We start from the raw sequence: 20004 nt of genomic DNA on the forward strand, positions 1-20004 counted from the left end.
CTCGCGGCCGTCGCGTTCATGTGCATGCCGCCGGTCGGGTCCACCGACCATCTGAACTACGCCTCGTACGGGCGGATGGCGGCGACGGGCCACGACCCGTACGCGACGCGGGCCGTCGACCTGCCGAAGGACCCGGTCGCCGGGGCGCCCGAGGAGTGGCGGACGACCCCGTCGGTGTACGGGCCGATCGCGACGGGCGAGCAGGCGTTCGCCGCGTGGCTCGGCGGCGGGTCCGTGCGGCTGACCGTGTTCGTGCTGTCGGTGGTGAACACGCTCGCGTTCGCGGCGACGGCGCTGATCCTCTACCGGATGTCCGGGACCGGGGAGCGGCGGCTCCGCACGGCGCTGCTGTGGACGTGCAACCCGCTGGTGCTGTTCCACCTGATCGGGGGCGCGCACAACGACGTCCTCGCGATCGCGCCGATGGTCGCCGCACTGGCCGTGTTCGGGCGCCGGGCCGGATGGGTGCGCACGCTGGCCGCCGGTGCCCTCGCCGGGATCGGCACGGCGATCAAGCTTCCGGCCGTGCTCGTCGCGGGCGGCCCCGCCTGGACGCTGCTGCGCCGGCACGACCGGCGGTCGCTCGGCCGCCTCGTCGCGCTGGCCGCCGGCGCCGCGGCCGTCACGGCGGTCTCGTACCTGCTCGCCGGGCCGCACGTGCTCGACCAGGTCCGCGAGGCGAGCAACATGGTGTCGTTCGCCACCCCCTGGCATCTGCTGGACGAGTCGCTCGGCCGCGGCTCCCGGCGCGGCGTCATCAAGATGGGCGCGCTGCTGCTCGGGCTGGTGCTGTTCCTGCTGCTCGTCCGGGCCCTGCCCAAAGAGGACGGGCCGGAGGCGGAGCACCGCCGCGTCGCCGCCGCGCTCGTCCTCGGCTGGCTCCTCGTCGCCCCCTACGCGCTGCCCTGGTACGACGGGTTCGGGTGGGCGCTGCTGGCGCTGCTCCCCTGGACGCGGATCGACTGGATCCTGCTCGCGCACACCGCCGCGCTCAGCCTCGCCTACCTGCCGGCCCGCGCGCCCACCCGGATCCGGCTGCCGGACGACCTGGAGTGGCTGTTCACCGTCGTTCGGCCGACGGTGATTCCGTGGACGCTCCTGGCGATTCTGACGGCCCTGGTGGCGGCGTGTCTGCGTTCCGCAGATCCATCTCCAGCGACCGGACCCCGGCGGCGAGCATCAGCGGGGTCGCCAGGCTGAACGCCACCGACAGGATCACCACGCCGGAGTCGTTCACGAGCGTGCCGATGACGCCGACGGCCAGCGCGCAGATCAGCGCCGGGCGCATCGTGAGGCTGCGCTGGTAGGCGCCCTGCAGCAGCGACACCCGCCACCGCGTCGGCCGCGCCAGCACGAAGAACAGGAACACGATGGCGGCGGCGAGCGCGAGCGTGTACGGCCAGTACCCGAGGCTGTTCAGCATCGCGTTGAACTTGCGGGTGACGACGCTCCAGGCGTCCCCGGCCACGAGGTCCTGCCAGAAGCGGCCCAGGTGCGTCGGGTTGGCGCTCTGCGCGTTCAGGTACGAGATGAACAACACGAGCGCCGCGCCGGCCACGAAGAAGATCCCGAGCTTGGGCGCCGAGACGCGCTTGCCGGCGACCATCAGGCCGAGCATCGCGAACGCCGGGACGATCGCGAGCACGCCGCCGAAGTCGCTGCCGAACGCGGGGAGCCCGTCCACCATGACGGTGCACACGCCGATGACCGCGACGACCGCGACGGCGACGAGCTTGCGGTCCCTGCGCAGCGGGTACTCCGTCAGCCACGCCGCGGTGAGGATCGCGGCGACGGCGAACAGCGAGAACGCCTGGTTGCCGAACCCGTAGAAGCGGCCGGCGATGAGCGCCGTGTACCCCATCAGGGTGTTGAGCTGGAGGTTCGACCCGGTCATCACGTCCAGCGCGAGGACCAGCGCCGTCACCCCGGTGATCACCAGTCCGGGGACGACCATGGAGTGCCGCCACGGACCGGCGAGCGCCGCCCCCGTGAGCAGCGCCGCGAAGCCCAGCACCGTGCAGATCAGCACGGCCGTCGGATGGTCGGCCCGCCACCATGGCAGCAGCCCGGCGAGGAACGACGCGCCCGGCACCGCGCCGCCCAGCAGCGCTATCACGCGGGTGCCGCCGAGTATGCGCGCCCGCGAGCGGCGGTCGCCGCGGAGGCGCCGCAGGGCGAGCACCGCGATCCCGTACAGGACGAGCTGCGTCGCGAACAGCACCCAGTAGAACGACGTCTGGACGGCCCGGATCGCCTGCGCGGCGACGTCCTCGTCCATGAGCGCGTCGACCCGCTCCTGCGTGGTGGCCTTCGACGGCTGCGGCTTCCACGCCGACCCCACGGCCGCCTTCGGCTGCGGCAGCCCGAGCAGCTTCAGCGTGGTCGCGGTGGTGTCGGTGAGCGTGACCAGGCCCTCCTGCCGGGTGGCGCTGGAGGTCATGAAGCCGGGCCGGTACCCGGCGCCCTTCGCGATCGCGACGCGCAGGTGCGGGTCGATGCCGACGTCGGACAGCCCCGCCACCAGGATCGTCGTGCCCGCCGGGACACCGGCCACGACCTGCGCGACCCGGCGGTCCGCGGCGGCCGCGGCGTCGGCGCGCCCGGCGTCCGACAGCGGGACCTGGTCGCCGTGCGGGTCGACGCCCGCGTTGATGTAGGCGCGGAACAGCTCGTCCACCTCGACCGCGGTGAGCGGGCAGCGCCCCCAGTCCGCGGCGGTGACCTTGTCGGGGGACGCGACGTAGCGGTCCACCCGCCCGCCGCCGTCGCCGACGCCGAACACCGCTCCGGGCCCGACCGCCATCGTGCAGCCGCCCGCCTTGTGGACGGCGTCGCCGAGCAGCCCGATCTCGGCGTGGTAGTTGGTGCCCGCGTTGTCGCTCTTGATGGCCGGCCAGCCGGCGGCGATCGCGCCGCCCTGCGGCGGCGGGCCGGTGGGGGAGCTCTGGCCGGGCAGGATCGGCGCGGACGGCAGCGCGCAGTCGCCGTGCGGCAGCCGCGACCGCTGCCCCGCCGACAGCGTCAGCCAGCCGTCCGTCGGGCAGGTGTTGACGCGTGTCGTCCGGACGCTGAGCCCGGAGGCCGAGCCCGCCGCCGTCAGCCCCCACAGTGCGGGCGTCGTCGCCGGGCTGATGTCGCTCCACCTCAGCCCCGGCACCCCGATCACCACCACCCGTCCGCCGCCGGGTGCGGCCTCGGCGCTTGCCGGGGACCACCCGAGAAGCCCGGTCAGCACCGTGGCGAGGGCGGCGACGAACATGGCGATCTTCGTCCCCCGGCGCGTCATGGCGTTCAGGTTACAAGAGCCGCATCACCGCACAGGGGCCATATCCTGCGGGCTGTGGACGGTCCCATGGCGCACCAGGCCGGCGATCCGCGTGGCGGACGCCCGCACTGGCTCATCCTCCTCGCCGGGGTCGTCGTCCCCGTCGCCGCGGTCATCCCGATCGTCGCGCACTGGCTGACCAACCCGCCCGACCAGCGGCTCGTCGACCTGGACGTCTACCGGACGGGCGGGCTGGCCGTCCTGCGGGGCGCGCCGCTGTACGACTTCCTCACCCAGCCGCCGCAACTGCTGCCGTTCACCTATCCGCCGTTCGCCGCCGTGCTCGCCGTCCCGTTCACCCTGCTGCCCTGGAGCGCCGCGCAGTGGCTGTGGACGGGGCTGATCTACGTCTCGCTGGTGATCGTGGTCTGGTACGCCTTCCGCGACCTCATCCGCCGGACCGGACGCTGGGCGCCCCTCACCATGGGCGTGCTCGTCGCGGCGATGGCGTGGCTCGACCCCGTCCGCGACCAGGTCCGCTTCGGGCAGGTCGGGCTGTTCCTGCTGGCGATGTGCCTCGCCGACTGCTGTGCCCGCACGGCCCGCTGGCCGCGCGGCGCCCTGGTCGGCCTCGCCGTCGCGATCAAGCTGGTGCCGGGCGTCTTCCTCATCTACTTCCTGCTCACCGGCCGGCGGGACGCGCTGGTCAACGCGGTGCTCACCGCCGCCGCCGCGACGCTCGCCGGGTTTGCGCTGCTGCCCGCCGACTCGTCCGGCTACTGGTTCGGCGCGCTGCTGCAGGGCGGTGACCGGACGGGCGCGGTGGACGGCACCACCAACCAGGCGGTCCAGGGGATCGTCGCGCGGATCTTCGACGAGGGCCCGGTCCGGACGCTGGTGTGGCTCGCCCTCGCGCTGCTCGTCGCCTGCTACGGCTTCCGGTGGGCCCGCCGCGTCACCCTCGCCGCGGACACCGCCGCGGACACCGCCGCCGACACCGCCGCCGACTCCTCCAGCCTGCTCCTCGGCGGGGTCGCGATCGTCGGGCTGCTGTCGGTCGTGCTGTCCCCGGTCGGATGGATCCACCACCTCGTGTGGATGATCGCGGTGATCGGGGCCTTGGCCGGTAACGGCCGGGACACGCGGCGATGGCTTCTCGCGCTCGGCCTGTGGCTCCTGTTCCTGTTCCCTCTTCCATGGTGGGGACGTGCGTGGATCGGTCCGGAACACTCCGCGGTGGCGGAATTCGGGGGTCAGGTCCTGCGCGACTCGTTCGGGATCGCCGCGCTGGCGTCCATCGCCATCCTCGGCCTCTGGCTGGCGAAACGCGTCGAACAGGACACGGCGCAGCGGGACTCTTCGCGCCCGGAGGCCGAGGTCGGTACGCTCGCTTTGTGATGCTTGTGGCGGTGGCCGTCGCGGGCCTGGTCGCCGGCGTTGCGGGGCTGTCCATCGCGATGGTCGCGCACAAACGGGTCAACCAGGTCGCCGACGAGTGCGGGGAATTGCTCAGGCGCCGGCTTCAGGTCGCCGGCGGACCGGTGGACGAGCGCGCGGTGCGCGACGTCGCCATCGTCCACTACGACGCCCTGAAAGAGATGTCCGGACTCCGGTCCTTCTCCCTGGCCCTGCTCGACTCGGTCGGGGACGGGGTCGTGGTCAGCTCCATCAACGGGCGGACCGAGACGCGGACCTACGCCAAGGTCGTCCAGGCCGGGCACCCCGTCGAAAGGCTCTCCCCCGAGGAGAGCCACGCCCTGCGCGCGGCCCGGCTCGGCAAGGGCCCGGTCGTGTCGATGGACGACCCGCTGCCCGACTTCGGCAGCGGAGACCGCACGTCCGCGTCCGCCTGAGCCACCGTCCCGCCGCGGACGGACGTCCTTTACCCGCCGGGAAGTAAACTGCTTTCCCACCTCGTGTTCGAGGCACCTTCCACGACACCGCACGCCCCCGGGGGGACCCGTGACCGCAGACAGCAGGCCAGCGCGCTACGCCTACCTGGGTCCGCGGGGCACGTTCACCGAGGCGGCGCTGCTCACCCTGCCGGGCGCCGCGGGCGCCGAGCACATCCCGTACTCGACCGTCCCGGCCGTTCTCGAAGCGCTGCGCACCGGGGAGGCGGACACCGCCGTCGTCGCGCTGGAGAACTCCGTGGAGGGTTCCGTCCCGACCACGCTGGACGAGCTGGCCACCGGCGAACCCCTGCAGGTCGTCGGCGAGATCCACCTGCCCGTCTCGTTCGCGCTGCTCGTCCGGCCCGGGACGGCGCTGGACGACATCAAGACGGTCGCGTCCCACCCGATCGCGCAGCCGCAGTGCCGCCGCTGGCTGCTCGACAACGTCCCGGCCGCCGAATGGCGCGCCGCCACGTCCAACGCCGAGGCCGCCCAGCACGTCGCCGACGGCCACTACGACGCCGCGCTCGCCGGTTCGTTCGCCGCCCCCCGCTACGGCCTGTCGGTGCTCGCGGAGGACATCCACGACGTCGCCGACGCCGTCACCCGCTTCGTCGTCCTGCACCGTCCCTGCACGCCGCCCGCCCCCACCGGCATGGACAAGACGACCGTCGTCGCGTTCATCGGCGAGGACCACCCGGGTGCCCTGCTGGAGATCCTCACCGAGTTCTCCGTGCGCGGCATCAACCTGACGCTGATCCAGTCCCGCCCCACGGGCGCCGGTCTCGGCTCCTACCTGTTCTGGATGGACTTCGAGGGCCACGTCTCCGACGCCCGCGTCGGCGAGGCCCTGATGGGGCTGCGCCGCGTCTGCGCCGACGTCCGCTTCGTCGGCTCCTACGCCCGCGCCGACCGGGTCCGTCCCGAGATCCGCCGCGGCACCCGCGACACCGACTTCACCGAAGCCGCCGCCTGGCTCGACACCATCCGCACCGGCCGCCCCTGACCCCTCTAGTCGGCCTCACAACAACCGCTGCTGCCGTGTCCAGCAGAGGAATCCGCCACGTTTAAAGGGGTAACGAGCTCCGCCGTCCAGAAGCGTGTCGGTGAAACCGGTGGCAGCGGCCTCTGTGATCCAGCCCTCCCGCACAGCGTTAGCGATCAACCACAGAGAACCGTGCGCCGCCAGGCCGTTCGTCCGAGCGGCACAGCGCGCGCCCCGATCATCGATGATTGCGATACCTCCATGCACCTCCGCCCATGCGCACACGGTGGCCTCTCCGCGGTTGTGGAGACTTGTGGCGCCGACGATGCCGACCCATTTCGCGACGGCCAGGATCTCATCTAAGCCATCGACGTGCTCGACCGTCAGCCAGTCTTGCCCGACGATGGTGAGCCCGTATTGCTGCAGTTCCTCGACGACTGCCGCAGTCGTGACATTGCGAGGTGAGCCGAGCGCGGCACAACATGCCATGTCGCCGAGAACGTCGAGACGATCGGCCGTAGCCGCCGCGTGGAGCGCTGACGCGTCCCAGACTTGAATCTTGTCACTCGCCACGAAAGGTTCGTCCTGTCACTCGGCGTCGCGTTGTGACGACCGTGGCGGGAGTTCGTCTTCGGTGATCTCTTGCCTGAGCAGTTCCACCGTCCTGGCGGCGGTGATGAGAGATCGTTCCCATGCGGCCAGCACCGCACGGCGCCACGCGGGCCCCGTGTGCCCGACCTCCAGGTCGGCCTTGGGCTCCTCGCCGAGCACCGCCAGGAACTCACCTTTGACGGGGGTCTCCGCGCGCAACCGTGGGAGTTGCTCGTCGGGGATCAGCTCGGCTCTTTCCGCACCGCTCACGATGACGGACCATGAGACTCGGTACGTTCCTGCCAGCCGGATCAGCTCCTCCCGCAGATCTCCTCGCCCGGACAGGCGCTCCAGCGCGCTCGACGGCAAGAGCAACTCCGCGGCGAACGCGTCGATGACCGCCTCGCGCTCCTGAGCGCTGGCAGCGACACCGATATCTGTGTGGTACTCGTCCTGGAGTAGGTGATGGCCGAGTTCGTGAGCGGCGGTGAAGCGGCGTCGGCCCGGTTCCCGCCGACCGCCGAGCACGGCCACGCCATAGCCGTCGAGCAGAAGCGAGGCTCCTTCGACGTCTTGGTCGAGGACAAGAATGTACAAGCCGAAGCGTTCGGCCAACTCGGCCATGCCGCTGATGGGGTCGCTACTCAGTCCCGCCCGATCCCGGATCTCTGAAGCCAGCCGCCGGGCTTCCTTCTTGTTTCTGACCTTGGGAGCGGAGGCCGGTGCGGCCTTGGCCAGCAGGCCGTGCTCGACCAACCAACCGGTGTCACGGGCATGAGCCTCCAAGGCGGCGTCGAGTCGGAACCGCGTCCTGGATGCGGCGTCGGCGCCCTCAGCCAGGGTTTGCCGCTGCGAGATCACGGCAGCGGGGGGCCGCGTGACGAAGTGGGTTGGGGGGACGCCCAACACATCCGACAGCTTGAAAAGCTCCATGGCCGATACTTGCCGCTGGCCGGACTCGATGCGCACGACCGCGGTGCGGTCCAAGCCCAGCTTGCGCGCAAGCTCGGTCTGCGACAGACCATGCGCGAGCCTGGCTTCTCGCACCCGGCCGCCGACTTCGCTCCAGCTGTCGACACTCCCCATGGTGCGATTTTCGCACACGTGCTTCGGGTGGCAAGTCCTGATGTGCGAGGACGTAGGCTGCTTGCGTGGCGATGGACTTCGATCTTTACGAGCGGGACCTGTGGGCCGGGCGCGCCCCCGCGTACGAGCGGGGGTTCGCCCGGCTCACCCGTTACCTGGTCGGCCCGCTGCTGGACGCGGCCGGCGTGACGGACGGAACGCGGTTCCTCGACGTCGGCACGGGCCCCGGCTTCGTGGCGCTGGAGGCGGCCCGCCGCGGCGCCGCGGTGTCGGCGATGGACGCCGAGGCGAGCATGGCCGAGACGGCGAGCCGGAACGTTCCAGGGCTGGACGTGCGGGTCGCCGTCCTGCCGGAGGTGCCGTTCGCGGACGGGACGTTCGACGCCGTCGCCGGCAACTTCGTCATCAACCACGTCGGCGATCCGGGCGTGGCGATCGGTGCGCTGCGGCGGGTGCTGCGGCCGGCCGGGCGGCTGGCGCTGACCTGCTGGGTGATGCCGGGCAGCGGGGCGCTCGGGGTCGTCCGGGAGGCGGTCGAGCGGGCCGGTGTGGCGTGGCCGGACGACATCCCCGAGTCGCCGTTCACCCGGTACGGCGAGGCCGCGGAGTTCCGGCGGCTGGTGGCGGAGGCCGGGCTCGGCGATGTGGCGGTCGAGGAGGTGACCTGGGAGCACGTCGTCGATCCCGAGGAGTGGTGGGAGGCGGTCGCGCTGTCCGGGGTGGGCACGAACGGCGTGATCGTGGGACGGCAGGACGAGAAGACCGTCGCCCGGATCAAGGCCGAGTACGACACGGTCGTCTCCGCGCACGCGGGCGCGGACGGCAGGGTCGTGCTGCCCGCGCACGCGCTGCTGGCGAGCGGCGCCCGGTAGAACCGGCGTTACTCGTGCGCGGACGCGGGGCCGGACCGGTAGCCTCGGTTCTGTGATCGACCTGCGAGCTCTTCGAGAGGATCCCGAGCGGCTGCGCGCCTCGCAGCGCGCCCGCGGTGAGGATGACGGCGTCGTCGACCGGCTGCTCGACCTGGACGAAAGGCGCCGCTCGGCGCTGACGTCGTTCGAGCGGTTGCGGGCGGAGCAGAAGAGTTTCGGCAAGTCGGTGTCCAAGGCGAAGGGCGAGGAGCGCGACGCGCTGCTGGCCCGCGCGAAGGAGCTGGCGCAGCAGGTCAAGGAGCGGGAGGCGGAGGCCGACCGGCTCGGCGAGGAACTCGACGCGGTCACGAAGGGCGTCCCGAACCTCATCGAGGACGGCGCCCCGCCCGGTGGCGAGCAGGACTTCGTCGTCCTGGAGCACGTCGGCGAGCCGGCCGTGTTCGACTTCGCGCCGAAGGACCATCTGGAGCTGGGCGAGAGCCTCGGCGCCATCGACATGGAACGCGGCGCGAAGGTGTCCGGCGCGCGGTTCTACTACCTGACGGGCGTGGGTGCGCGGCTCCAGTACGCGCTGCTGAACCTCGCCATGGAGCAGGCCGTCGCCGCCGGGTTCGTCCCGATGTACCCGCCGGTGCTGGTGAAGCCGGAGGCGATGGAGGGCACCGGGTTCCTCGGCGCGCACGCGGCGGAGGTGTACCGGCTCCCGGAGGACGACCTGTACCTGGTGGGGACGTCCGAGGTGCCGCTCGCCGCGTACCACATGAACGAGATCATCGACGAGCTGCCGCGGCGGTACGTGGCGTGGTCGTCGTGCTTCCGCCGCGAGGCCGGCTCCTACGGCAAGGACACGCGCGGCATCATCCGGGTCCACCAGTTCGACAAGGTGGAGATGTTCTCCTACTGCGACCCGGCCGACTCGCACGCCGAGCACCTGCGGCTGCTGGAGTGGGAGAAGGAGATGCTCGCCAAGGTCGAGATCCCGTACCGGGTGATCGACGTGGCGGCGGGCGACCTCGGCTCCAGCGCGGCCCGCAAGTACGACTGCGAGGCGTGGGTGCCGACGCAGAACACCTACCGCGAGGTCACCTCGACGTCCAACTGCACCGAGTTCCAGGCGCGCCGGCTCGCGGTCCGGTACCGGGACGCCGACGGCAGGAACCAGCCGGTCGCGACGCTGAACGGCACGCTCGCGACGACCCGCTGGATGGTGGCGATCCTGGAGAACCACCAGCGGGCGGACGGGTCGGTGCGCGTCCCGGAGGCGCTGGCGAAGTTCCTCGGCCAGGACGTCCTGGAGCCGGTCAAGCGCTGACCCTGGGGTGGCGGCCCGCCCGGCGTCGCTTAGGGTTTGTGACATCGGCCCAGGAAGGTGACATGAGCCAGTCTTCGCCGCGCGTGATCGCCACCGACCTCGACGGAACGATCGTGCGCTCCGATGGGACGATCTCCGCCCGCACCGTGGAGGCCCTGGCCCGGGTCGAGCGGGCCGGGGCGATGCTCGTCATGGTCACCGGCCGGCCGCCGCGCTGGATGGCGGAGGTCGCCACGGCCGTCGACCATCACGGCGTCGCGATCTGCGCCAACGGCGCCGTGGTGTACGACCTGCACACCGAGACCGTCCTGCACGCGCGGGAAATCCATGCCGAGGCGATCTCGGAGGCGGTGGAGCGGCTCCGTGACCTGTCGCCGGAGCTGCGGTTCGCGGTGGAGCACCCGAGCGGGTTCGTGTTCGAGGCGAGCTACGACCTCGGCCGCTGGGACGCGAAGGCGCTCGGCGGCCGTCCCGTGGACGCCGACGAACTGGTCAGCCGCCCCGGCACCAAGCTGCTCGCGTTCCACCCGGACGCCGACCCCGACACGCTGTCGGAGAAGGCCGCGCGGGCGGTGGGGCATCTCGTGACCGTGACGCACTCGTCCGGGCGGGGCCTGCTGGAGATGAGCGCGCTCGGCGTCACCAAGGCGAGTGCTCTCGCGGCCCTCTGCACCGAGCACGGGTTCGGGGCCGGCGACGTGACCGCGTTCGGCGACATGCCGAACGACCTGCCGATGCTCACCTGGGCGGGCACCTCGTACGGGGTCGCGAACGCGCACCCGATGGTGCTGGCCGCCGTGACGCACAAGACGTCCCGCAACGACGACGACGGTGTGGCGGAGGTCCTGGAGCGCCTCTACCCGTGACGGCGGCCGCACCCCGGAGCCCGGCGGTGCGGCCGGTGCATCCGTCCTACAGGTAGGGCCCGGACGAGCGCGGCCCGTGCTTCGGCGGCTGCTGCTCCTCCTCGGCGCCGGGCGGCATCATCCCGGCGGGCAGGGCGCGCCGCATCTGCTCAAGCTGCGCCCGCGCCGCCATCTGCTGCGCGAACAGCGTCGTCTGGATGCCGTGGAACAGGCCCTCCAGCCAGCCGACGAGCTGCGCCTGGGCGATCCGAAGCTCCGCTTCGCTCGGCACCGTGCCCTCGGCGAACGGCAGCGAAAGCCGCTCCAGCTCCGCCACCAGCTCGGGCGCCAGGCCGTCCTCCAGCTCCTTGATGGACGACTTGTGGATCTCCCGCAGCCGGGCCCGGCTCGCCTCGTCCAGCGGGGCGGCCTTGACCTCCTCCAGGAGCTGGCGGATCATGCCGCCGATCCGCATGACCTTCGCCGGCTGCTCGACCATCTCGGTCACCGACTTGCCCTCGGACTCGCCCTCGCCACCGCTTTCGATGGTGATGCCGTTCGGGCCGACCACGAGCACCTGCGGTTCCTGCTCCGGCTGCTTCTTCAAAGGCTCGCTCATAAACTCCACATCCTCACACGGTCAACAAGATCTTGCCGACGTGACCGCTTTCTTCGAGCAGCTCGTGCGCGCGTGACGCCTCCGACATGGGGAAACGCCGATCGATGACCGGCCGGACCTCCCCGGACTCCAGCAGCGGCCACACGTGCTCCCGGACCCCGGCCACGATCTCCGCCTTCTCCTCGGCCGGACGGGACCGCAGCGCCGTCGCGTGCACCAGTGCCCGCTTGCGCAGCAGCTTGCCGAGGTCCAGCTCCGCCTTCGCGCCGCCCTGGAGGCCGATCACCATCAGCCGTCCGCCGGTGGCGAGCGCCGCCACGTTGCGGGCCAGGTACTTCGCACCGATCAGGTCGAGTATCACGTCGTAGGGTCCGCTGTCGACGAAGTCCTCCTTGCGATAGTCAACGGCGACGTCGGCGCCGAGTTCCCGGCAGCGCGCCGCCTTCTCCGGGCCGCCCACGGTCGTCACCACCCGCGCGCCGCGCGCCTTGGCGAGCTGGATCGCGAACGTCCCGATGCCGCTGCCGCCGCCGTGCGCGAGGAGGGTCTCGCCCGCGCGCAGCCCGGCCAGCATGAACACGTTCGACCACACCGTGCACGCGACCTCCGGGAGTCCGGCCGCTTCCACGACGTCCACCCCGCGCGGCACCGGGAGCACCTGCGCGGCGGGCGCCGCGACCCGTTCGGCGTACCCTCCCCCGGCGAGCAGCGCGCACACCTCGTCGCCGGCGTTCAGGCCCGACACGTCCGTTCCCAGGCGCGTGATCCGTCCGGACACCTCAAGACCCGGGTACGGGGGAGCGTCCGCGGGCGGCGGGTAGAAGCCCATCCGCTGCATGACGTCCGCGCGGTTGACCGCGCTCGCCGCCACCTCGATCAGCACCTCGTCCGGCTTCGGTTCCGGGTCGGGGACCCGCGTCCACTCCAGGACGTCGGCGCCGCCCGGCTCACGGATCACGATCGCATGCATACCGATCACGCTACCGGGCGTTCGGTGTCCCGGCCCGGCCCCCGCGATCCCGCCCCAACGTCGATCTACGCGCGGGATGCGTGCTATTGACTGATGGGTATCCTGCGTGGGGATCGGTTTGCCCACCTGCACCGTGTTGATCATCAGAGGCGTGCCCTAGGGGGAAGAACGGTGGCGAGGAACGAGCACGACGGGCGCTCTCTGGAGGAGCGCCTGGCCTCTCTGGACGCGATGAGCGGCGACACGGCGGGCCCCCCGTCCCCCGAGGGCGAAACGGCGCCCCGGCCCGCGCCCGCCGAGCAGGAGAACGCGCCGCCGCAGCCCCCGCCCTACCAGGGCGCCCCGGAGCCGCAGGCCGACCCGAACGCCAATCCCTGGCTCGCCGCGCCACCCGCGTTCCAGGGGCCCCCGGAGAACTTCGGCCCGCCGCAGCCCCCGCCCTACGAGGGCCCCCCGGGGCCGCAGCCGTTCGACGCGGGCATGCTCCCGCCGCCGTACTACCCGCCCTACGACCCGTCCCAGGTTCCGCAGCCGCCGTACGCCCAGCCGCAGCCGCAGCCGCCGTACGAGTCCAACGGGAACGCCGCGCCGCCGCTCGATCAGCTTCCGCCGTACCCGTCGGGCCAGTACCCGCGGCAGGACGGCCCGCCCCCGCAGTACCAGCCGATCGACCCGGCGACCGGGCAGCCCTCCCCGCAGGACGCGGACGCGTCCGGGCAGCCCTACGCCCCGATCGACCCGAACACCGGCCGGCCGCCCGCGCCCGGCGCCCCGCAGTTCCCGCCGGCGGACCCCACCGTGGGCGCCCAGGAATTCCCGCCCGCCGACCCGAGCACCGGCGGGCCGTACGCACCGGACGCGAACGGCGCCGTCCAGCAGCCCCCGCCCGCCGACCCGAACGCGGGCGCGCAGCAGTTCCCGCCGGCCGACCCCGGCACGGGTCCCGGCACGGGTCCTGGCACGGGCCAACCGTACGCACCCGACCCCAACGCCCAGGCGTTCCCGCCGGCCGACCCCAACGCCCACCACGGGTTCCCGCAGAACCCCGACCCGGGCGGCCAGCCGTACCAGCAGGTCGATCCCAGCACCGGCCGGCCGTACGTGCCCATCGACCCGAACACGGGGCAGCCCTACCAGGGGTACGGATACCCCCCGGCCGGGCCGCAGGGGCAGATGATCCCGCCGGGCCACGTCGCTCCGCCGCAGCAGCCGCAGGACGCCGACAGCCTCAGCTCCGAGAACCTCCTGGGGGAGCGCCGCATCGCGCCGTCCTCGGGGTGGCGGCGCGCCGTCTACAAGGCGACCGCGGGCAACGTCCACCCAGGCGAGTCGCAGGGCGAACTGCGCCGCAAGGACCTGATCGCCCGGGCGCGGACGGCCGTGGCCGGCGGGCACCACCGGGTCGCGGTCATGTCGCTGAAGGGCGGCGTGGGAAAGACGACCACCACGACCGGGCTCGGCTCGATGCTGGGGTCGCTGCGCGGCGACCGCGTCATCGCGGTGGACGCCAACCCCGACCGCGGGACGCTGTCGGACAAGGTGAGGCTGGAGACGGCCGCGACCGTCCGGGACCTGCTGAACGGCCGCGACCGCATCCACCGCTACGCGGACGTGCGCGCGTTCACCTCGCAGAACGAGGCCCGGCTGGAGATCCTCGCGTCCGACCGCGACCCGGCGGTCAGCGAGGCGTTCAGCGCCGAGGACTACGCCGCCGTCGCCGTCGTCCTGGAGCAGTACTACTCGGTCTGCATCACCGACTGCGGCACCGGGCTGCTGCACTCGGCGATGGCGGGGGTGCTGAGCCTCGCCGACCAGCTCGTCCTGGTCAGCTCCCCGTCGGTGGACGGCGCCCGGTCCGCGAGCGCCACCCTGGACTGGCTGGAGGCCCACGACCACGGGCACCTCGTCCGCAACGGCGTCGTCGTCCTGTCGATGGTCCGCAACCGGACCCGCAGCCAGGTCGACCTCGACAAGCTCCAGGCGCACTTCGAGAGCCGCTGCCGGGCCGTCGTCCGCATCCCCTATGACGACCACCTGGAGGAGGGCGCCGAGGTCGAGCTGGAGCAGCTCGCCCCCGCCACGCGCGAGGCGTACCTCACCCTGGCCGCCGTCGTCGGCGACGGCTTCGCCTTCCAGCGCCCCGCCCAGCCGTCCTGACGCTCCGCCGGGCCGGGACGCTAGCGTTGCGTTCCGTGATGGACGGCGATGGCCTGTACGTGGGGAAGGCGGGCCCGGACGCGGCCGGTGACCGGGGGTGGCTGCTCGGGCATTTCAAGCCGCCCGGCGACCTGCGGCACAGCGGCGCGGTGGAGATCAAGTGGGGCGTCCACGCCAGGGGAGAGCGCCGTGCCCGGTGGACGGACGGTGAGCAGCGCACCGCCCTGCTCGTGCTGATCAGCGGCCGGTTCCGGCTGGAGTTCCCGGGGCGCGACGTCGTCCTCGCCGAACAGGGCGACTATGTGGTGTGGGGACGCGGCGTCGACCACTCGTGGGAGGCCGAGGAGGAGTCGGTCGTCATGACGGTCCGCTGGCCGTCCATCCCCGGCTACCGCGTCCCGGAGGAACCGCAGGGCGGCTGAACTCCGGATACGCGGTCGAAGGCAGCGGGCCATGACCGCTATCGTGGACGATGGCCGATGTGCGACCGGCCGCCGGGAGAGTTCGCATAGTGGACTAGTGCAGGCGCCTTGAAAGCGCCCAGGGCTGGGGACAGTCCTCGTGGGTTCGAATCCCACACTCTCCGCTGCGGGGTTGAGGAGGGTGCTCACCCCTCACGATGCCGGCCAGGGGAGCGATCCTTGGGCCCCCGGAACGTCGCGAAGGGGCCGACCTGGGCAGAAGGCATCCGTTACCCTCTTCCGCATGTCGCAGACACCGAATGATCCGGCGGGCACGACTCACCAGTTCCAGAACTTCGCGAGCCAGGCGCAGCCGCAGAAGTCCGGCCCGAACATGGGCCTGATCGTCGGCGTCCTCGCCGTCGTCGCGATCGTCGCGGTCCTCGCCGTCGGGATCATGATGCTCAGCTAGCACTCACCCGCTTGAGCTGGAGAAGTGCTGGTAGTCCTTGGCGCCGCTCCAGGTGCCGCCCCAGCCCCAGCCGATCGAGGCGAACGCCTTCACCACCTTGTCGCCGGCGTGGATCACGCCCGGGTCTTTGCGTCCGCGGTTCTTGTACTTCGTGCATTTCTTGTGGGCGATGTGCCCGTCGGCGTAGACGTAGGGGTTCTGGCAGGGGTTGATGTCGATGGCGAGGCCGTACGCGTGCTGGGAGAACGAGCTGGAGCCGGTTGCGTTGCGGCAGTTGAACGCGGAGGTGTTGTTCGCCTCGATCGAGTCGAAGTCGCTGCCGCCGTACTTGTCGACCGGCTCCATGCGCTCGATCGGGTAGCGCATGGCGTACAGCTTCTTGAAGACGGAGACGAGGTCCTCGGCCGCCTTGGCGTTGACGACGAGCCGCCCGCCCGTGTGCGGTTCGTCGTCCATGCCCCAGTAGGTCATCTCGATCATCCGCAGCCCGGACGGCGCCACGGGGCAGCCCTTCCGCCAGGACGACCTGAGGTCGCCGGCGGTCACCTTCTTGATCTTGGCCTGGAAGCCCCGCTCGGTCGGGGACGCCGACGGCGACACGGCCGTGCCGGACGCGGTGGGCGGCGTCGCGGGCGGCGACGACTCGCCCGAGTCGTTCGAGCCGCGGCCACATCCGGACGCGGCGATCGGCACCGTCAGCAGGACGGCGAGCAAAGTCGCGGTGGAAATCGGGCCTCTACCTGGCATCTTTGCAGCATACGCAGGCCAGGAGGGCTACGCGCCGCACCGGTGATTCGCTACCGTGCGTTTGAAGGCGCGCCCGCCGGAAAGGGGCCGGGACGGACGGGCCGTGGATCTCGTTCAATCGCCGGGCATGTCGCCCGGCGTCGTCCGGTCCCAGGGAGCGGGGATGTCGAAAGCTCAGGAGAGCGACCTCCCAAGCCTCGAAGACGAGATCTTCGCAGTGGCGCACAATGTGGAGGTCGAGCAGGGGGCGGCGCAGCCGCTGCTGCCGGCGGACAAGGCGCAGGTCCTTGTCGAGCGCGCACGGGCGTTCCTCGGCCGGGACGTGAAGGCGCTGGCGGCGGGCATCGGCCTGTTCGTGTTCGTGGACGCGGTGATGATGTGGGCGCCGCTGATGATGAGCCGCCGCCCGAGCCTGATGCCGCAGTTCGTCACGCTTCTGCTGCTGGCGTTCGGGCTCGGTGGCCTGCTCATCTGGAAGGTCGGCGGCCGGTGGCGGATGTTCGGCGTCGGCATGATGCTGGCGTGGGGGTTCCTGACGCTGGTGTCCGTCGGGTTCCTGACCGGGGTGACCGCTCCGCTGTAGTCAGTTCACCGAGCCGATCCGCTTCAGGATGAGGGTGAAGGCGCGGCCGATCGCTTCGAGGTCCTCGGGCGCGATGATGTCGATGAAGAACGTCCGCACGGTCTCGACGTGGTCGCGGGCCGCGCGGTCGAGTGCGTCGAACCCCTCGTCGGTGAGGTGGGCGTAGACGCCGCGCTTGTCGTTGGGGCAGTTGTCCCGCTTCACCAGGCCCTTGGACTCCAGGCGGGCGCAGGTGTGCGACAGGCGGCTACGCGACTGGCTGGCGTTCTCGGCGAGTTCCGCCATCCGCAGCCGCCGCTCGGGCGCCTCGGACAGCCGGACGAGGATCTCGTACTCCGCCGCCGACAGGCCGTGCTTGGCCTTGAGGTCGCGGTCCATGATCTCGGTGAGCCGGACGCTGCCGTCCACGTATGCCCGCCAATCGCGCTGCTGGGCGGCGTCGAGCCAGCGAGGTTCGCTCATATCGGAAGTATAGAACATATGTTGAAGATTCAACTAGTCTCGGCTACCTTCACGCTAGCAGGACCCGCCGACGGCTCCGTCCGCGGAAATAGTTGAAGCATCAACTATGTTCTTGTGTGCAGTGCACCGCCCGGCCGGGACGGGCACCCGAACGAGGAGGGAACCCATGCCTGCCGTGATGGCCGACCCGCTGACCCTGCCCCGCCTTCCGCTGCTGCCGGAGGCCGACACCGACTGGCGCCGCGTCGCCAGGGTCGTGACCGCCAAGCGTCACCTCGAAGGCGAGGGATTCCAGGTCAGGCGCCCGTTCCCGGGCATCGACCTGTCCCTCGCCGACCCGTTCCTGCTCCTCGACCACATGGGAGCGGTCGAGTACGCACCGGGCGAGGCCAAGGGAACCCCGTGGCACCCGCACCGGGGATTCGAGACCGTCACCTACATCATCGACGGAGCGTTCCAGCACCGGGACACGACCGGCGGCGGTGGCCTCATCTCCGACGGCGCCACCCAGTGGATGACGGCCGCGTCCGGCATCCAGCACATCGAGCAGCCGCCGCCCGAACTGGTCGCCAAGGGCGGCCTCTTCCACGGCGTCCAGCTCTGGGTCAACCTGCCGCGCGCCCAGAAGTGGGTTCCGCCGCGCTACCAGGACATCGGGGCCCGCGACGTCAAGCTGCTCGCCGCCGACGACGGCTCGTCCCTCGTCCGCGTCATCGCGGGGTCGGTCGCCGGATACGACGGTCCCGGCGTCACCTACACGCCGATCAACTACCTGCACGCGACGGTCGCGCCCGGCGCCCGGCTCACGCTGCCCTGGCCGCGCGACTTCAACGCGATGGTCTACGTCCTCTCCGGCCGCGGGACGGCCGGCGTGGAAGAGATCGGGCTGGACGAGGGGCAACTGGCGGTCTTCGCGGGCTCCCACCACAGGGGCACGGGAGACGGCCTGGTCGTCCGCGCCGCCGACACCCAGCCTCTCGCCAGCGCGAACGGCTGGGAGATCCTGATCCTCGGCGGCCTGCCGATCCGCGAGCCGATCGCCCGCTACGGCCCGTTCGTCATGAACACCCGCGACGAGATCCTCCAGGCATTCGAGGACTTCCAGGCCGGACGCATGGGCACCGTCCCGGCCGAACAGGTCCCCCACCACACCGAAGCCGACGAACAACTCTGACGACCGACGTGAAGGGGACCCCCGGACCGAGGCATGTCCGGGGGTCCGTCCCGCGCGCCGCGCCGGGGTTTCGTCGTCGGGGGCTGCGGCCCCTCCGCATCGTCGGGCGGGGATGTGCGGTTCCGGGTGACGGGAGGCCGGGGGTGCGCTAGTGTGTTCGAATAGTCGAACAGAGGTTCGACGGGTTGTTCGAACGCGCTCGCCCGGGGAGGCGACATGGTGGCGACGGTGGCCACGAGGGGGCCGGAGGCCCCGGCGCGCTGCGGGCGGCGGCGGGAGCACGCGACACGCCATGCCGATTTCTACGCAAATCTACGGCCGCAGCTATATCGCCTCATAGAGTCCGCAAGCGTGGACCCCGTGCGCAACCCCTATGCCCCCGGCGCCGGGCAGCGCCCCCCAGAGCTGGCCGGCCGCGACCGTGAGCTCAAGCAGTTCGAGGTGGTGCTCGAACGCGTGGCGCGCGGCCGTCCCGAGCGCAGCATGATCGTGACCGGGCTGCGCGGGGTGGGCAAGACCGTGCTGCTCAACGCGTTCCGGTCGATGGCGATCCAGCGGCTGTGGGGGACGGGGAAGATCGAGGCCCGGCCCGACCAGTCGATCCGGCGGCCGATCGCCTCGGCGCTGCACCGGGCCGTCCGGGAGCTGGCGCCCCGGCACCGCGCGCCCGACCGCATCGAGGAGTTCCTCGGCGTGCTGAAGGCGTTCGCGCAGTCGGGGCCGGAGCCGTCCGGGAAGGGCAGGGCGCGGGCGCACCGCTGGCAGCCCGGTATCGACGTGCCCGCCGCGCGGGGGCGTGCGGATTCCGGTGATCTGGAGATCGACCTCACCGAGTTGTTCGTGGACGCGGCTTCCGTGGCCACGGACGTCGGGGCCGGCATCGCCCTGTTCGTGGACGAGATGCAGGACATCCCGGCCGACGACGTGTCGGCGCTGTGCGCCGCGTGCCACGAGCTGTCGCAGGTGGGCGGGCCGCTGATCGTGGTGGGGGCGGGGCTGCCGCATCTGCCGGCCGTCCTGTCCGCCGGCAAGTCGTACTCCGAGCGGCTCTTCCGGTACGCCCGCATCGACCGGCTCGATCGGGAGGCGACCGACTTCGCGCTGCTGGCGCCGGCCGAGCGGGAGGACGTCACGTTCACCGAGGAGGCCCTCGACGCGCTGTACGGCGCGGCCGACGGCTACCCCTACTTCGTCCAGGCGTACGCCAAGGTCGTCTGGGACGTCGCCCCCGACACCCCGATCACCGTCGACGACATCAGGGTCGCCGCCCCGGAGGCGGAGAGCGAACTCGCGGTCGGCTTCTTCGGCAGCCGTTACGAGCGCGCCACCCCCGCCGAGCGCGACTACATGCGCGCCATGGCCGTGCTCGGCGACGATCCGGTGCCCACGGCGTCGGTCGCGGACGAGCTGGGCCGCAAGCCGTCCAGCCTGTCGCCCGCCCGCGACGGGCTCATCAAGAAGGGCCTCATCTACAGCGCCGAACGCGGCATGGTCGCGTTCACCGTCCCGCACTTCGGCAGGTTCCTCCGCTCGCAACCCTCCTGACCGATCCGGCTCTATCGGGTTCT

General features: G+C 71.7%; 19 protein-coding genes, 1 tRNA gene and 1 pseudogene. 14 read left to right on the top strand and 7 right to left on the bottom strand.

The annotated features are described in order from the left end of the window. Window positions 1-24: 24 nt before the first annotated feature. Window positions 25-834: pseudogene (mptB, locus tag ACQP1N_RS00460) on the top strand (polyprenol phosphomannose-dependent alpha 1,6 mannosyltransferase MptB); the annotation flags it as partial. A gap of 226 nt (window positions 835-1060) precedes the next feature. Here mptB and ACQP1N_RS00465 read toward each other — a convergent pair. Next, complete coding sequence (locus ACQP1N_RS00465) at window positions 1061-3286, bottom strand: hypothetical protein (RefSeq protein WP_433228491.1); 2226 nt, start codon at window positions 3284-3286, stop codon at window positions 1061-1063. A gap of 54 nt (window positions 3287-3340) precedes the next feature. Between ACQP1N_RS00465 and ACQP1N_RS00470 the strand changes: the two genes are divergently transcribed. The 3 genes from ACQP1N_RS00470 (at window position 3341) to pheA (ending at window position 6166) form a co-directional block, all read left to right on the top strand. Continuing rightward, a complete protein-coding gene (locus ACQP1N_RS00470) occupies window positions 3341-4663 on the top strand; it encodes a glycosyltransferase 87 family protein (RefSeq protein ID WP_433228493.1) in 1323 nt (440 codons plus the stop codon). Then, on the top strand, window positions 4663-5118 hold the full coding sequence (locus ACQP1N_RS00475; protein ID WP_084263235.1) for a DUF4446 family protein: 456 nt from the start codon (window positions 4663-4665) through the stop codon (window positions 5116-5118). The genes ACQP1N_RS00470 and ACQP1N_RS00475 overlap by 1 nt, the downstream gene beginning before the upstream one ends. A gap of 109 nt (window positions 5119-5227) precedes the next feature. Further along, a complete protein-coding gene (pheA, locus tag ACQP1N_RS00480) occupies window positions 5228-6166 on the top strand; it encodes a prephenate dehydratase (RefSeq protein WP_433228494.1) in 939 nt (312 codons plus the stop codon). Between the two features lie 15 nt (window positions 6167-6181). Here pheA and ACQP1N_RS00485 read toward each other — a convergent pair whose 3' ends face one another. Further along, on the bottom strand, window positions 6182-6718 hold the full coding sequence (locus tag ACQP1N_RS00485) for a hypothetical protein (RefSeq protein ID WP_433228495.1): 537 nt from the start codon (window positions 6716-6718) through the stop codon (window positions 6182-6184). Between the two features lie 15 nt (window positions 6719-6733). Next, window positions 6734-7822, bottom strand: a complete 1089-nt coding sequence (locus ACQP1N_RS00490) for a helix-turn-helix domain-containing protein (RefSeq protein WP_433228496.1) — start codon at window positions 7820-7822, stop codon at window positions 6734-6736. A gap of 71 nt (window positions 7823-7893) precedes the next feature. Here ACQP1N_RS00490 and ACQP1N_RS00495 point away from each other — a divergent pair, with 71 nt between their 5' ends. The 3 genes from ACQP1N_RS00495 (at window position 7894) to ACQP1N_RS00505 (ending at window position 10872) form a co-directional block, all read left to right on the top strand. Continuing rightward, a complete protein-coding gene (locus ACQP1N_RS00495; protein WP_067802874.1) occupies window positions 7894-8694 on the top strand; it encodes a class I SAM-dependent methyltransferase in 801 nt (266 codons plus the stop codon). 52 nt (window positions 8695-8746) lie between these two features. Next, window positions 8747-10006: a serine--tRNA ligase gene (gene serS, locus ACQP1N_RS00500; RefSeq protein ID WP_067802878.1), complete on the top strand. Its 1260-nt coding sequence runs from the start codon at window positions 8747-8749 to the stop codon at window positions 10004-10006. Window positions 10007-10068: 62 nt separating this feature from the next. Further along, window positions 10069-10872, top strand: a complete 804-nt coding sequence (locus tag ACQP1N_RS00505) for an HAD family hydrolase (protein ID WP_067802881.1) — start codon at window positions 10069-10071, stop codon at window positions 10870-10872. A gap of 46 nt (window positions 10873-10918) precedes the next feature. Here ACQP1N_RS00505 and ACQP1N_RS00510 read toward each other — a convergent pair whose 3' ends face one another. Next, window positions 10919-11470, bottom strand: coding sequence for a bacterial proteasome activator family protein (locus tag ACQP1N_RS00510; protein ID WP_067802885.1), 552 nt, complete (start codon window positions 11468-11470; stop codon window positions 10919-10921). Window positions 11471-11483: 13 nt separating this feature from the next. Beyond that, window positions 11484-12440 (bottom strand): NAD(P)H-quinone oxidoreductase, encoded by a 957-nt coding sequence (locus tag ACQP1N_RS00515; protein WP_067802889.1) that lies wholly within the window; start codon window positions 12438-12440, stop codon window positions 11484-11486. Window positions 12441-12611: 171 nt separating this feature from the next. On the opposite strand from ACQP1N_RS00515, the gene ACQP1N_RS00520 reads away from it, so the two are divergent. From ACQP1N_RS00520 to ACQP1N_RS00535, 4 genes are all read left to right on the top strand, one after another. Next, window positions 12612-14597, top strand: a complete 1986-nt coding sequence (locus ACQP1N_RS00520; protein ID WP_433228497.1) for an AAA family ATPase — start codon at window positions 12612-12614, stop codon at window positions 14595-14597. Between the two features lie 38 nt (window positions 14598-14635). Beyond that, entirely contained in the window at window positions 14636-15019 is a 384-nt protein-coding gene (locus ACQP1N_RS00525) for a signal peptidase I (protein WP_067802893.1), read from the top strand. Between the two features lie 75 nt (window positions 15020-15094). Beyond that, window positions 15095-15183 (top strand) — tRNA-Ser (locus ACQP1N_RS00530). 119 nt (window positions 15184-15302) lie between these two features. Beyond that, entirely contained in the window at window positions 15303-15470 is a 168-nt protein-coding gene (locus tag ACQP1N_RS00535; RefSeq protein ID WP_165488295.1) for a hypothetical protein, read from the top strand. A gap of 3 nt (window positions 15471-15473) precedes the next feature. Here the strand turns inward: ACQP1N_RS00535 and ACQP1N_RS00540 are convergent, their stop codons facing one another. Further along, the gene (locus ACQP1N_RS00540; RefSeq protein WP_131732287.1) at window positions 15474-16217 is read right to left on the bottom strand and encodes a M15 family metallopeptidase; all 744 of its coding nucleotides are present in this window, start codon (window positions 16215-16217) and stop codon (window positions 15474-15476) included. Between the two features lie 163 nt (window positions 16218-16380). On the opposite strand from ACQP1N_RS00540, the gene ACQP1N_RS00545 reads away from it, so the two are divergent. After that, complete coding sequence (locus tag ACQP1N_RS00545; RefSeq protein WP_067794705.1) at window positions 16381-16800, top strand: hypothetical protein; 420 nt, start codon at window positions 16381-16383, stop codon at window positions 16798-16800. Here the strand turns inward: ACQP1N_RS00545 and ACQP1N_RS00550 are convergent, their stop codons facing one another. After that, window positions 16801-17262, bottom strand: a complete 462-nt coding sequence (locus tag ACQP1N_RS00550) for a MarR family winged helix-turn-helix transcriptional regulator (RefSeq protein ID WP_067794702.1) — start codon at window positions 17260-17262, stop codon at window positions 16801-16803. It abuts the gene before it with no gap. A 166-nt stretch (window positions 17263-17428) separates the two neighbouring features. Between ACQP1N_RS00550 and ACQP1N_RS00555 the strand changes: the two genes are divergently transcribed. Together ACQP1N_RS00555 and ACQP1N_RS00560 are read left to right on the top strand one after the other, a co-directional pair. Then, window positions 17429-18436, top strand: a complete 1008-nt coding sequence (locus ACQP1N_RS00555) for a pirin family protein (RefSeq protein WP_067794699.1) — start codon at window positions 17429-17431, stop codon at window positions 18434-18436. A 351-nt stretch (window positions 18437-18787) separates the two neighbouring features. After that, complete coding sequence (locus ACQP1N_RS00560; RefSeq protein ID WP_067794696.1) at window positions 18788-19981, top strand: ATP-binding protein; 1194 nt, start codon at window positions 18788-18790, stop codon at window positions 19979-19981. The last annotated feature ends 23 nt before the right edge of the window (window positions 19982-20004 follow it).

Origin of the sequence: Actinomadura formosensis, assembly GCF_050948385.1 — a bacterium.
GTDB classification, from domain to species: domain Bacteria; phylum Actinomycetota; class Actinomycetes; order Streptosporangiales; family Streptosporangiaceae; genus Spirillospora; species Spirillospora formosensis.